The organism is Algoriphagus oliviformis (genome assembly GCF_017254915.1).
GTDB classification, from domain to species: Bacteria; Bacteroidota; Bacteroidia; order Cytophagales; family Cyclobacteriaceae; genus Algoriphagus; species Algoriphagus oliviformis.
This window is the reverse complement of record NZ_JAFKCT010000004.1, coordinates 120,551-134,240: the sequence shown is the minus strand read 5'-3', so window position 1 is coordinate 134,240 and position 13,690 is coordinate 120,551. Positions and strand designations below refer to the sequence as shown.

The following is a 13,690-nucleotide window of genomic DNA, read 5'->3' as shown; positions in this document are numbered from 1 at the left end:
GGTGATGAAGTCATAGAAAGCCTGATGAACCTTCTTGTCCTGGAAGGTGAAAGTGGCCTTGAGGTAGGCCAAAATGGATTCTTTGATTTCTACGGCTTGCTGTAGGCTGAGCATGTTGAAAATGACTTGTTTGAAACTTGGATTACCCTAAATCTATCTCCCAATCCAATCGGTTGATTTTACTTTGAAGTTGGGTTAGTTTTTCGATCAGTTCATTGTAAGAAAGCGATTTTCCGTAGATCATCTGTTCCTGCATGATTTTATAATCTTCTCCCCAGACTTTCAAGATGGAGGTGGGCGGGATGATGTTCATGTGTTTGGGAGCGTGCAGGCTGTAATCCAATCCATTGATTCGGGTGAGTTTACTTCTGTGCTTCACAATCTCTTTGTAGAGTTCTGCAGAACCGAGGGCTTTCTCGGAGTACTCGCTTCCCATGATTTTTTCGATGTCATAGAGGTGCCTGCTCAGTCTATGTGTCCGGATGGAGGGATGGGGCTTTTGAAACTCCTCATGCAGTAAAAAGAGCTTCTCCAAAAAGGTGCGCTCTACATTGACGCAGGGAATCGATGAAGCGCTATCCGCAAAAGGCCTCCCCTCAAAATATTCTCCCACAAAGCTTCTGATCGACCTGCGTGTGAATGGCTCATGAAGGGATCGACTGCCGATTTCGATCAATATTCTGGGGTGGATATAATCCGAAGCCTGGGACAAGACGGATGGGTAGCTGATCTCAATAGTCTGAGGATCTTTGTCCGATGAAGTGCTGACTGGTAGGTGGAAAGACACTTCTTGCAAACCTGCCTCTTCAAACTTCGCTCGGAGCGCTGGAAAAAACTGCTCTCTGATAAACTGGTGAGAGGCCCTTCTAAGTTTATCCACCTGGTTTTGCCCATATCGCCCGTAAAACCAAGAAATCTTCTGTCCAAAGCCAGATCAATGTCTTCCGAAAAGCGCTCAATAATATCCCATCCCTTGCTTAGCGAGGTACCTCCTTTGAATACCAAAGCGCTCGCGACATCCATTTCGAAGATCAATCGAAGGGTCTGTACTACCCACCAGTCTTTCTCGATGGCAAGGGGGCTGATGTTTTTTTGACGAAAGATCTCATTGAAAATCTCCTGCCGATCTTCTTTGGCTAATTGGAAAAAATCAACGGACATATTGCTTCTTTTTCAAGGCTTGATCAAAGATTTTTGAAATCCACGCAGGAGCCAAACTTTTGTCATGCTCCAGATTAGAACTGTCTTCTTTTTGCAAAATGAAAAGAATCTTTTCGATTTCGGTGTCGATGACCTGATCTTTACCGATTGACTTCAAGGCCTGAATTGCAAGACCGCTCAGGCTTCCTTTTACAGAAAGGTTCTTGGGGCTTGTCCTTTTGAACAGGATAGTGCGGTTACCCACTTTTACCAGCCTTGCGGCTCCATCTGTCAGATAGACCGCTTTGGTAGGTACTTGGGTAGAAAGCCCCAGCGCATTCAGGGCATAGACACCGGTGGGTATGATCCGGGCCCGGTCACGTTTGGCAATGGCCTGCGCTACCTCCTCTATGGAAGGATATACTTTGCCGATCAGGTCGGAATGTTTGGGCAGGGTATAAATCCCCTGCGCGATGCGGTCAAGCGCTCCATTTTTCACCATTCGATGTAGGGCTACCCGTACAGCCTCGTCACTTCCGCAGGACTTAAAGTCCTCCGGGAAAAACAAGCTGCCCCTTGGCTTAGCCTTGATTTGATGCGAAATCTTCTCTTCTGTAGCTTCCATTTCAATCGGTCTGTAACAAATTTATCAAATATTTGTTACAGACCTAATTTGATGGGTAACTTTAAAGGCTATTTTGAAAAAGTGATAGAGCGGATTTACTCAATCCTGTCGAAATTCTGATTGCGGATATCCTTTCGCAACTAGAGCATCCGCAAATTGCTATTTAGCAGTTGATTAAAATACTTTTTAAGGGGTCAAAAATTAATTCAATATCAGCTCAATAAAAGTCTTTTCAATTCAAGATGCTTGGGTTACCGGTCAAAATATCTATTTCTGAATTTTTAAAGTCCTTGTCGTTTGTCACTAGGATGAGATTATGCTCTTGGCATAGATGAACTATGGCCTTGTCCGCGAAATCAAGGTCATTGACTATCAAATAATCCAGTATTTCTGATTTTGAGAAAGATTTGCCTATTATTTCAAATCGATTTAATATGTCAGTTTTGAGAAGGAGATGGATGTCTTCCAGCGCTTCCTTGCCCGTCGGGCTATCCCGAAACTCTTTGAACTTTTGTTCTGGCTTTAGTTTTTGGTGTTCCACCCGCAGCACTCGATTAATGACTTCGGATACAGTCAGGAAATCGACAAAAAGTGGATTAGACTTGCGTAGTAGGGTGGCGAAAGCCCGCGAATATTTCTCTTCCCAATAATGTGAGCCCGTAGGCCAGAAAAGGTATATCAGGACGTTGGCGTCAAAAAAAACTCCTTGTCCTTCCAAACGGTCGGTCTCATTCAGTTTGAATCTTTTGGCCATTTGTCAGTCTCCCAAGATGTTATCGATGCTTCTCTGCATGGCTTCCGGGTCTTTATAGTAAAGTTTCGCGGTATCAACTACCCTTTTTAGGGCAACTTTCCCCGAATCAGACATGTCCGAAGCTTTCAAATGCCTTTTTATGTCCGATTCGTTGAAATCCTTGTAAAGTTGGCCAATAGCGGTGTTCAAAAATGCCGTGGTCAGCATCTCTACGTTTTGGAAAGATACGACGACGTTTTTATGGTCCCTTAAGGCCTTGGAAATCAGTTCAAACACTTTTTGTCCATCTTCTGCTTCTACGGCAAAGACATCTCCAATTGAGTTTACTATGTTTATCGTTATGTTTTCCATGGTCTTAAAATATATCATCTAAGTTCACCTCGCCCTTCAAGGTGTAATTGCTTTTGTCGTCCGTGCTGAACTGCAAATTTACAATTGTCCCAGGAAACTCCCCTCTAAAGGCTTTCGTTACTTCACTCGACGCATCAAATTGATAGTAGCCTTCATTACTCACAATCTGCATCTTACCCCGGTTTCTCTGAATAAATTCCTTTAGTATCGCCAAACCTAGGCCACCCGTGATCCCTTCTTTGGTGGTGTTTTTGTCTCTCACGGCCCACAGAATGGCTTTTTCGGCACTTACTTTCGTGTTAAACCTCTTGTTTATCCGATTCTTAAATCCTATCCCCGTATCTACAATAGTGAATTCGATTTTGTTTTTATTGGGAAAGAATTGGCCGCAGGTGTAGATGAATTCCGTTTCACTATGGATCTGGGCATTTACAAAAATTTCGTAGATGGCCTCAATGATTTTTTCTTTAACGCCGCTTGACATTTTGGGGAGATCAGAACGATGACCCTCTATTAGCTCATCCATCACATAGTTTTTGAAAAACTTGCCGTCGGTCTTCTTCAGTTTCTGAAATTTGATAGTAGTGTTGTGTGTGTCTAGGGCCCTATTTCGGCCGTAGTAGGTCAAGAAGTCATTTTTGAGCAAGATTCGCTCAATCTCAGGATTGATTTGGACAAAATGGATATCATTCAGATTGGATTTGAATCTGTCCAATATCGCTCCAAGTGCGGCGCACATATTGGCGGAAAAAAAGTAGCTTAGCTCAATGGAGATGTCATCAAACATTTTTTCTTTATGTTCTTGATAAAGAGCTATTAACTTTTGATAGCTGTCGAAGGTGTTGTTGATCGAACTTAGTCTTGTCATGTTTTCTGTCTATCCAGATCTTTGCCCAAATCGATATACTTTTGCCGCCTTAGTTATAGTTGTTTCTTAGCAGTAGCGCTTGTTTGGTTTCTACGCCTTACTGAGGGCTGAGAGTTACCCAAACCTCCCCTCAAACATCCCCCACGCTCTTTTATAATCTTCCACACGATCACATTTATCAAAAGGTGCATAATACACCACCTTTTTACCCTGATATAATTCTGACTTGGTGATGGTATGCTCGTAAGTTTCCCCGGCTTTCATATCCTTGATTTCATCCCATTCCTTGCGATCGAGGCCAACGCCGGTGAGACCTTTGCTGCAGGTGAAGACGATATTTCCTCGCTGATCATACCAGGTGTCGTCCTCGTTCTGCTGGAGGACGGGGAACTGTACATTGTAGATCAGGATCAATTCTTCCAAGGTAAGCCCGAGGGCCATGGCGGTAATCACATCGATCTCTACCAGTGCCTGTCGGCGCTCGAACCAGTTTCGTAGCGGCGTATGCCAGTTCCAGTCCGGAGTCAGGGAAGCAAAGGGCTTCAAGCGCGCATCTTCCTTGGTCCAGGTATCTTGGGTAAACTCCTCCTTGAAATGCCGCTCCCAAAGTGGAGCGTAATATTTGTTCAAACAGTTTAGTAAGAGCGTCCGATCATAGAGAGTGGTTTTGAATTTTTCGGATATTCCGGTTTTTAATGAACTTAATGTGTCGTCGTATATATTGGTTTTTCCTTGTACTTTAATTTGGAAATCATAAACAATTGACGATAAAAGCCCAGTAAACTGAATCAATTCCTCATTTTCCTTAAATACCACAGAAATTACACCGTCTATATGTGATGTTTTTGGTAGTAAAATTGATGGTTGAAGTGTTCTTTCAGTTGCAGGATTTACCATCTTGCTTAAGCCTAATTTGAATTGATCAATCCATGGACTTCCTTCAAATAATCCTGTTTTCTTTATCAATTCATCTTTGTCAATTAAACTTTGATAGTTAAATCTTGGTGTAAATTCTTCAGAAATAAGGTCCAAAAATATAGAATCGTAATGTGATTGATTGGAATAGTGTTCGTGAGGAGATTTGGAAATTGGATTACTTACATAAAAATGTGGTCCACTATATATTGCTTTATAAGAATCGATCTCAACATAATCAGTTTGTTTTTTAATGAAATTATCTTGAACTGAATTGGTTTCATTCCAGCACATAGTTACATAACAATTGACTTTCCTGATTTCATGGCCGAATACAGTGATTTTTTCAATTGCATTTATTAACTCAATAGAGAATGGTGTGGTTAATTTTGTTCTTTCCCAGTCATTTTCATCATCAGAAAATTTATTTATGATTTTTAAAACGCTTTCGTTAATTGGGATAAGTCTATTTTTATGTGGACTAATATTCCAATCAAATGAATTGGTTGAATTATCTTTAATTTTAAGTCCAGAACTTACTCCTTCTCCATTATGAACTTCGCTTGCTTGTATCGTTATAGGGTGGAACAGGTTTCCTATTGAAATAAAATTTATTTTGTTTTTTATGTGCCCATAAATATTCAGATCAAAGGAGATCCAATGTAAAATTTCTGAAAATAGCTTTAAAGTATTTAAAAATTGAAAATTATAATTTAACCTATAATAACATTCCCTTCTCAATTCCCCGGCTTTAGGATCTTCAAAATGTCCGGATGGATGGATTAGTCCTGTAAGTCCTGATTTAGAGTTAATTATGAATGAGTTACACAGTATGCATTTATAGAGGTTGTTTCTTTGTCCAGCCAATAATGGATAATTTTGATAAGAACCAATAAATTCTTTTAAAGAGTTTATGGATATTATTTCATCAAAATATAAAGTCTTAAATTCTTCATCTTTATATAATATTTGTTTTGCTTCCTCTTTTGTTTGAGGAGCGGAATAATTCCTTAATAATACTTCTGGTTTTTTTTCAGATGTGATACCGGTTTCATCTACTTCAACGCTGATCCAAGGTGGATTTCCAACAATTACATCAAATCCTTCTCTTTCCTTAAACACTTCGATAAACTCCAGTTGGTAATGGAAAAAGCGGAACTGATCTGCCACTTGCTGCACGATCTGGGAACGGGAATTGGTAAAGAGGCTGACGCGCTCTTTGTCCAGTTGCTTGGAGAGCTTCGTCAGGGATTCAGTTTTGGTCTTACCGTAGTTTTGCAAGGTAAGCTGCTGGGGTACGGCGGTACCGAAGATGTTGGTTTGGACAGGTTCGGTTGGGAAAAGTGCCGTAGGTTCGGATTTGGTCTGCTCCAAGGCATCCAGATCCATATTGAGAATCGCTTCGATATCGTCGAGCCATTCCCTGCGGGTAGGGAGTTGTCGGGCTTGCCTCATATCCCAAAACCACAGACTACACCAGTAGTCCATGATCATCTTAAGTTTGTAGTAGGGTGCATTGCTTTCTCCCCGCTGCTTGGCCAGCTTTTCTTTTTCGCTATAGCTTTTGTCTTTGATAGCGACTTGGTCTCCTTCATCATAGGCACCAAAGAAGATATCACGAACCTTGGTCTCGGCATTGATGGAGGCTTGGAATTGGTAATGCTCTTCCAGCAGTCGGTCGATGGCTACGGAGAAATACTGCAGCCGTCGAAATTCCGACTCGGAGATCGGTTCACAGAAACGCTTTTTCCATTCGGAGACGAATTTGGCTTCCTCAGGATGGGCTTCCTTGAGCAGTTTGATCCCTGCGGAGGGAACCATGTTTTTGTCCGGAAGCAGAAAGTGATAGATATGTTCTTTGTTTCGCTTGCCTATTTTGATGTGTTCGGGTGCCTTATCCCACCACTCCTTCTTGAGTGGTTTGGACATTTTGGAGGGATACTGTGCGATGATTTCCTTTTTCGGAAATACCTTCAGCCAGGCACCGACCACGGCATTGCCCACCCCAAGCCGATAGCCGAAAAAGGGCGTCTGCATGTCCTGATGGATCACGTTGAGCCAGAGGGAGAGCTTGCCGAGCTCTACGGCGGTGGGGTTTAGGTCCACCCCATAGACATTGTTGAGCGCGATGTAGGCCTTGATCTTTTGGAGTTCCTCCCGGTATTTGTCCGGAGCGACTTTTTTCTTGAGTTCCTCCTGCCGATAGCTGAGGTAGGCCTCGGCAAGCTGGTTGATCACCTCGTTGTGGAAGGCCGCCGCACCCATGGCCGGTTCGAGGATTTTCAGGTCGAGCAGGTCGAGGGCTTTCATTTCCCCCTGATCCAGTCGCTCCAGGATGGGCTTTAGCGTGTACTTGACGGTACACTCGGTTAGCACCTCGGGGGTATAGTAGGATGCGGACTTTTGTCGATCCCGACCAGAGAGCCGGTAGATGAAGGTGCCCTGGGGGATAATCTTTACCCGATCGTCCTTGCCCCGGTAGACTTCATCCCGATCAAAGTCATCGATGCGATGCCGGGGTACGAGGTAGGAGCCATCCATGCGGGCGACCTTTTCGGAGGTTTCTTTGTCTTTGCGCTTGCGGTGCACCTCGATAGTATCGGTCTCGGCAAAGAAGCCCCGGAAGGCGAGTAGGCTTTCATAGACCGAGCCGAGTTGGTTGATGCCCAGATTGGCATAGGAGATCCGTCCGCGGGCTTTGCCTTTTTGCTTGCGCGAAAGGGAAAGCTGACAGATCACGTCCTGCCAGATGAGGTTTCGGATTTTGACATGGGGGAGGATTTCCAGCTTGCTGTCATCGAAGAGCGGGGAATCCAAGTGTCGAACCCGGAAACTGCGGTTTCGCTCCGGATCGGCTTTTTCCCGGTACCCCGTGCTCATCAGCTCGAAAAGGCGGGTGAGTGACTCATGGAAGAAGAAGCCGTTTTGCGAGCTGGCTGTGTTGAGCGGCACCTGCTCCAGGTCGCGCAGCATCTCCAGGGAGTAGCCATGCTGGTACACGGCATCATCCGCCGGTAGGATATCGAGGTCGTTTCTCGACTCGGCATAAAACAGAAAAAGGAGTCGATAGACGTAATTCAGACACTCGTTTTTGAGTATGTCTGCATTGATGGGGATGGCGTTATCGGTTATTGAGTTAGTAGTGGATTCGTCCTCAGTCCCCAGTTCACCTTCTTGATACTTGATACCAGATACTTGATACTCTTTCTGCGTCTTCAAAAAATATACAGCTTCGTTGGCCAAAGCTTCCACCGCATGAATCACCCCTTCCTTCAGGTCTTGGGTAACTTCGTAGGCAGACTTGTGCGAATCCTCGTCCAGCTGATCCATCAGGACGATTTCGGACTGCGGAGCTAAAGCTTCCTTAGCCAGGAGGAAATAGAAGAGGGCATAGTACTCCCTGGTGACCGAGCCTTCGGAGAAGAGCTCTTCCAGATCGAAGCTTAGGTAGGAGCCGCGGAACCATTTTTCCTGCTCCAGCAGGTAATAGACATTGCCGGCGCAAAGCAGGATATAGCTGGGTCTGCGGTGCTGATCCAAAAGGAAGAGTTCCGAGACAGCCTTGTTGATGATCATCGGGGAGATGGCCAAGCCCTCGGGTACCTTAAAGACATTTTCCCACTGGGAGCGGTGGTATTTTTGGGCAGGATTGCTGTTGGCTTGTTCCTCACTATGATACTGCTGCTCGAAGAGTCCATCCGGTTCTTCTTCCCCTTCTTTGATGAGGGCACGCATTTCCATAATCATCAGGAAGGGTTTATCTCCCCGATAGAGCGTATGTCGGACAGGAAGCACCGTCTTTTCATCCACGGGGAAAAGTTCCTGATACTCGGGTTGGCTACCCGAATATCCGAGTGCATTGAGTACATCCGTATGAAAGCGGTGGGTTTCCGTGATCTTATCCTTGGTTCTCCAGTTTTCCTCCAGATAAGCCTGCTTGAATTTGAAATAGCGGTCTTTCAGGGCAGTGATTCGCTTGATAAACTCCTTGATGTCCTCTGGGGCATAGCCGGTCTTTTCGAGCACCTTTTTGGTAAAGTCCTCGTCAAAGTAGTTGGCGGCAAAAAAGTCTCCGGTATTTTGGATGAATTTGATCATTGGATAGGCGTTCGTTTGGTTATTCGAGCGTGCTGTTTTCGAGAATGGCCATCAAGGCTATATTGAGGTAGAGCTTCTCCTTACCGACTTTCTTGGAGGTCAGAAACCCCGCCTCTTCCAACCCATTCAGGTAATTGCCAACCGTCTTTGGTGTACCGAGTCCTGCGTCCATCAGGGATTGTCTTTTGGTATAGGGGAGGCGGAAAATGAGTTCCACCAGGTCTTTTGAGTATATTTTAGGGAGGGACTCTCGAATGCTTTCCGCGGTGCTTTCGAGTAGACGAGTGACCTGTTCCAATCTTTTGAGCCCATGTTTGGCGGTTTTCTCGACCATTTCCAGCATGTAGAGGACAAAGGCCTCCCAGTCGTCCTGCTCGGTGACGTTTCGGATGAGGCGGTAATAGTCATTTTTGTGCTGGATTATGTACTCACTGAGGTAGATAGCGGGAATTTCAAGCAGCCCGGATTGTCTAAGAAAGAGCAAAAGCAATATTCGTCCCGTACGGCCATTACCATCCGCAAAAGGGTGAATTGCCTCAAACTGATAGTGCATCAAAGCCATCTTGATCAATGGGTCGAGTGACTCGTCTTCGTTGACGAATTTTTCCCAGTTGGCCAGTTTCCCCCTGATCACGGCCTCTCCTGTGGGCGGAGTGTAGATGACTTGCCCAGAAGGACTGGACAAAGTCGTCCCAGTGACATTGCGGATTCCTGCCGTATTTCCTTTGATCGTCTGAACCAATTCTATGCAGAGATTGGTCGTGATGAAAGGTTTGGACTTCATGCGATCCAAGCCAAGCCAAAGTGCTTCCTTGTATCTGAGGACTTCTTTGGTTTCGGGATTTCCGAAGCTTTTCTCCGCGATTATTGCTTGGTATAGGTCATCATTGGTCGTGATAATGTTCTCTATTGCCGAGCTCGCTTTGGCTTCCTGTAGATGGATGGTGTCAATGAAAAGTGTCGGATTGGGTAAATTTCGGATAGCACCGTTCAATTGGGCCAAAGCCCTGCTCGCCGATATGGTTTTCAGCAAAATCGGCTTGGTTTCCAAATTCGCTTTTGGGGGAAGAAGAGGGAGATCGTCGTAAGGGATGGTTCGATCAAACATGGTCAGTTATAGGGGTAAATTTTACACTCGTAATACGAACGAGGGTAAATTTATCGATTTTTTACCCTCGTTAAGGTTACGAAGGTAAAGTTTACTCTTGTTGTCAAAAACTATCAGTCTTAAACTTGTGGCTCAGTTATAAAACACAGCAATCACTTTCAAGTGCGCTTCATTGTTCAGGGAATTGAGATCCTTGTAGTATTGGCTGGATTTACTCATGATGGTTTCCACGTAGCGCTCTTCGTCCTCCATTCGACGTTTGATAAAACCTGTTATTGGCCTGTCAGCGAAAGCAATTTGGAATTGTTCCTTGGCTGATTTCTCCCAGTTTTTGAGTTTTTCTTGGTACACAGCCAATTCCTTTTCCATCTCGATTTGCTTAATCTGCTGTTTTTGATCCATGTGCATCGATGTCGCGAAATCGACGACGTCTATCAGCATTTCGGAAAGCGTTTCCAGATCTTCACTTTCGATTTGTTGGGTAAGTAAGGTTTTGTTGATGTCAAATTGACGGATGAAATCCTGGAGCGGAACCGGTTGCTTGTGCAGGCCGCCGCTGAGCTTCATCGGTACGACGAAGAAGTCAGAGATGACTGACTGTCCCAGGTTGTTACTCGCCTGTCCGTGGATGACAAACCAGGCGGTTCCAGTTGGGATTTTCCCATGTCGAGCTACCAGTGCTACCTCCTTGTCTACGGAGGCCTCCAGTTTGGTCATCAGAAATCGTATGACCGGATGCAGATCGTAGAGCATTTGGAATTTGGCCCAGTCTCCTTTTTTCTTCCTCGCCTCAGCGATGGAGTTTTGCACCGTGGTCTTGTCCAGTGAAAGCCGATAGATCCCTTCTTTGACCTCAGGTTTTGACTCCTTGGGAAGATCAAAAAGAACCCGATCAAGTTCCTTGGTATTTTTGATTTCGAGATAGGTAGGATCTACAAATTCCGCATCGTCATAGCCCATCAGTTTCTCTGCTTTCAGCTGCTCGATCAGTTCCCGGTAGTAGTCTCCGTCGTTGGCGTAGAGGGAGAGCTCCGCTGCAATGGGCTCTGGTTCTACAAAGCTCTCCGTGATGTCGTCTTCTCCACCGAAGAGGTCTTCATCCGAAATATCGGGGATCGAGAACCCGAAAAAATCCTCGTTCTGCTGTATGATCGCTTCTTCTACCTTGGTTTCTTCGGCCTTACTGTCGTAGAGCTTGAAAACAGAGGCCACATCTCCCAGGCTTTTATAGACTTCCTCCTCTTTTTTGGTCAGGTTCTCCAAAATATGGAAATCCGTCTTGAGTCCTTCTGTGTCAGACTTGGCGACCAAGTAGTGGATTTTTGGAGTTTGAGTTTGCCCATATCGATCTATTCGACCATTCCTTTGCTCCAGAGTGATCAGAGACCAGGGAATGTCATAGTTGAACATGAGGTGGCAGAAGAAATGCAAGTTGACCCCTTGCGAGCCTGCGTCGGAGGTCAATAGGATACGAATCTGCGAGTCTTTTTTGCCGAAGTCTTCGACCAAGGCCTGCTGCTCGATATCAGTAAGACCACCATGGAACGTTTTTAGCGTATCGTCGCCGAGGTCAAAATCTTCCATCAGGTTTTCCCGCAGATAGGCCAGCGTGTCTATTCGCTCCGCGAAAACCACAATCCGCTCATCCTTGGGCCTGCCTGACCAACCTAAGTCGATCAGCTTTTCCTTGAAAGTTTGATACTTTGAGTCTCGTTTGTTTTTGATGATCAACTCAAGGTCGGTTTTCAGCTCTTTAAGTAGAGAGATATTGTCCTCCGCATTGTTGGAGGTTTTTCCACTTTCTCTGATTCGTTCTATCCTCCTTGAAATACTTTGGTCAGCCGCCAGTGGGGAGGACATGTAGGCCTTGAAAAGTCCGATCGAAAAGAGGAGATCCCGCTTTTCTTTTCGGGTGCTGTCATCAAAAAGGTTTTTCTCTGTTTCCAGATCCAGAGTCTGAAGTGCCTCAAATTTGATCTTCTGCTGCTTGGAGAGAAATACTTCCTCTTCCAGGGTGATGGGACAATGAATAGGGATGATTTGTCTCTCCTGGAAGTTGGACCTCACCTGATCGTCCAAAATGTGTTGCTTAAATCTTCGTACGTAATAGGGGGCCACATCCGATTTGTCATAGTCGCCGGTTCTGGGTATCGCCGTCGGCTCGATCATCTGGATCAGGTTGGCAAAAGTTTCCTTCTTACCGTTGTGGGGTGTGGCCGAGGTGAGAACCAAAGATTCACATCGGGTCGCAAGAAATTGAGCCAAATCCCCTCGTTGACTATTGCTGTTGGCTACGGTATGGCATTCGTCTATGACGATAATATCCCATCGCGACTTCTCTATGTAGTGCCTGAATTTGGCGTTGTTTTTCAGGGTGTCAATGGAGATGATGGTTTTGTCGTAATATTCGAAAGGGTTCTTGTTGGCCGGAAGCTCAGTCCTAATCTGGGCGATGCCGTGGGAGTCCAGTCGAACCAGAGGAATGGCAAAGCGATTCCAGATTTCCTGTTGGAACTGCCCCAAGATCGACTTTAGGGCAAGAACCATGATGCGTTTTCCTTTGCCTCTTTTGATCATCTCCGCAAGAAAAATTCCCACTTCGATGGTCTTTCCCAATCCTACGCCATCGGCAATCAACAGCCTCGGTCTCGGGAGCTTGAATGCTTTCAGCGTTGGGTCAAGTTGATAGTCGGAAAGATTGAACGCGGCTTTGTGGGCCACATGTATTTTGCTTCCGTAGTGGGTATTGTTTCTTAATTGTGTCTCAAGAAAAAGCTTGGTTCTCCGATATCCGAAATCAGTATCGGCTACAAGCTTGGTGTTTGCTGGGTCGAGTATCTGAATGTCCTTCTCCAGTTTGGTGTCAAACTTAAACCGTTTGCCTTTGACCAACTCACTGATTCCCTCTGCGTCTAAAAGAATTGATCCGTCAAAATTTTCGGTAATTCCGGTAATCAAAAAGTCTTCCCCTCGCGAAGAGATTCTCGCACCCGGTGCAAATACAGTGTTGTTCATTTCGGATATTCTATGGTTTGGTAGTTTTGCTGGCGAGAAAGTGACGACTGATGTCTTTATCCTGTTGAAAATCAGTGGCGAGATTGGGTGGGTTACACCTCACTTCTTTTTACTAATAGTCGAGTGCATGATCTTACTGAATTCAAAAGGTGTTTATAGTTGGGAATATAGCGAAAACCTCCCTTTAAAAAATTAGCTGACCCATCAAATTGTCTTATTTGACAGATTCAATTCTACGAGCTGAAGGTGTAGTCTACTTGAACCCTTGGACTTTAAGTGTGTCGGGTGCTTTTCATATGTTGATGTCAACACGTTTTTTTATCAAGCTCTCCATTCAATGCGAGCGTAGGTTTTTGGCGTCTACTGGAAGCCCTTTGGATAAGATGCTATCGATGGCTTGGAACACACGGTCATTTCATTCAGAGCGTTGTTGTGGTTGATTGTAAGCGGTTCTTTTCCTTTGATCCGAGCATTCCCCGATCTTTAGAACTGATCCATAAAAGTAACCATCGGAATAGGTCTCGATTTTTCCTTAGGAAATCCGAATATTCTGAAGGAATTCGAAGCGGGCTAAAAACAAAAAAGCCCCAAATCGCTAAAATTTGGGGCTTTTCGAAAGATTTGATTGACTAAAAGCAGAGGAGGAGGGATTCGAACCCCCGGAACCTCACGGTTCAACGGTTTTCAAGACCGCCGCGATCGACCACTCTGCCACTCCTCTAGTAAGTTGAGTCGTTTCAAGAATGCCCTCCCGATCGCTATCGGGAAGCACGCTGACACGCCTCTGTGCTGTGATCTCTCTTTTCGAGTGTGCAA

General features: G+C 45.1%; 8 protein-coding genes, 1 tRNA gene and 1 pseudogene. All 10 read right to left on the bottom strand.

The annotated features are described in order from the left end of the window. Window positions 1-142 precede the first annotated feature (142 nt). Window positions 143-880 (bottom strand): nucleotidyl transferase AbiEii/AbiGii toxin family protein, encoded by a 738-nt coding sequence (locus J0A68_RS11110; RefSeq protein ID WP_236025541.1) that lies wholly within the window; start codon window positions 878-880, stop codon window positions 143-145. Between the two features lie 71 nt (window positions 881-951). Continuing rightward, window positions 952-1,023 (bottom strand): annotated as a pseudogene (locus J0A68_RS23155) (hypothetical protein); the annotation flags it as partial. 127 nt (window positions 1,024-1,150) lie between these two features. After that, on the bottom strand, window positions 1,151-1,765 hold the full coding sequence (locus J0A68_RS11105) for a DUF6088 family protein (protein ID WP_206578288.1): 615 nt from the start codon (window positions 1,763-1,765) through the stop codon (window positions 1,151-1,153). Window positions 1,766-1,997: 232 nt separating this feature from the next. Beyond that, entirely contained in the window at window positions 1,998-2,519 is a 522-nt protein-coding gene (locus J0A68_RS11100; RefSeq protein WP_206578287.1) for a type II toxin-antitoxin system VapC family toxin, read from the bottom strand. 3 nt (window positions 2,520-2,522) lie between these two features. Continuing rightward, window positions 2,523-2,870, bottom strand: a complete 348-nt coding sequence (locus tag J0A68_RS11095) for an STAS-like domain-containing protein (protein WP_206578286.1) — start codon at window positions 2,868-2,870, stop codon at window positions 2,523-2,525. A gap of 4 nt (window positions 2,871-2,874) precedes the next feature. Beyond that, the gene (locus J0A68_RS11090) at window positions 2,875-3,738 is read right to left on the bottom strand and encodes an ATP-binding protein (RefSeq protein WP_206578285.1); all 864 of its coding nucleotides are present in this window, start codon (window positions 3,736-3,738) and stop codon (window positions 2,875-2,877) included. 114 nt (window positions 3,739-3,852) lie between these two features. Then, window positions 3,853-8,751 carry an Eco57I restriction-modification methylase domain-containing protein gene (locus J0A68_RS11085; RefSeq protein WP_206578284.1) on the bottom strand — a complete coding sequence of 1,633 codons (4,899 nt, stop codon included), beginning with the start codon at window positions 8,749-8,751 and terminating at the stop codon, window positions 3,853-3,855. Window positions 8,752-8,770: 19 nt separating this feature from the next. Beyond that, the gene (locus J0A68_RS11080) at window positions 8,771-9,784 is read right to left on the bottom strand and encodes a Fic family protein (RefSeq protein ID WP_236025540.1); all 1,014 of its coding nucleotides are present in this window, start codon (window positions 9,782-9,784) and stop codon (window positions 8,771-8,773) included. Window positions 9,785-9,991: 207 nt separating this feature from the next. After that, window positions 9,992-12,874: a helicase-related protein gene (locus J0A68_RS11075; RefSeq protein ID WP_206578282.1), complete on the bottom strand. Its 2,883-nt coding sequence runs from the start codon at window positions 12,872-12,874 to the stop codon at window positions 9,992-9,994. A gap of 636 nt (window positions 12,875-13,510) precedes the next feature. After that, window positions 13,511-13,595 (bottom strand) — tRNA-Ser (locus J0A68_RS11070). Window positions 13,596-13,690 lie beyond the last annotated feature (95 nt).

Excerpts from the sequence above, each read along its gene's own strand:
- J0A68_RS11095 (WP_206578286.1), bottom strand. The coding sequence starts at position 2,870 with ATGGAAAACATAACGATAAACATAGTAAACTCAATTGGAGATGTCTTT.
- J0A68_RS11105 (WP_206578288.1), bottom strand. The coding sequence starts at position 1,765 with ATGGAAGCTACAGAAGAGAAGATTTCGCATCAAATCAAGGCTAAGCCA.
- J0A68_RS11100 (WP_206578287.1), bottom strand. The coding sequence starts at position 2,519 with ATGGCCAAAAGATTCAAACTGAATGAGACCGACCGTTTGGAAGGACAA.
- J0A68_RS11075 (WP_206578282.1), bottom strand. The coding sequence starts at position 12,874 with ATGAACAACACTGTATTTGCACCGGGTGCGAGAATCTCTTCGCGAGGG.
- J0A68_RS11085 (WP_206578284.1), bottom strand. The coding sequence starts at position 8,751 with ATGATCAAATTCATCCAAAATACCGGAGACTTTTTTGCCGCCAACTAC.
- J0A68_RS11090 (WP_206578285.1), bottom strand. The coding sequence starts at position 3,738 with ATGACAAGACTAAGTTCGATCAACAACACCTTCGACAGCTATCAAAAG.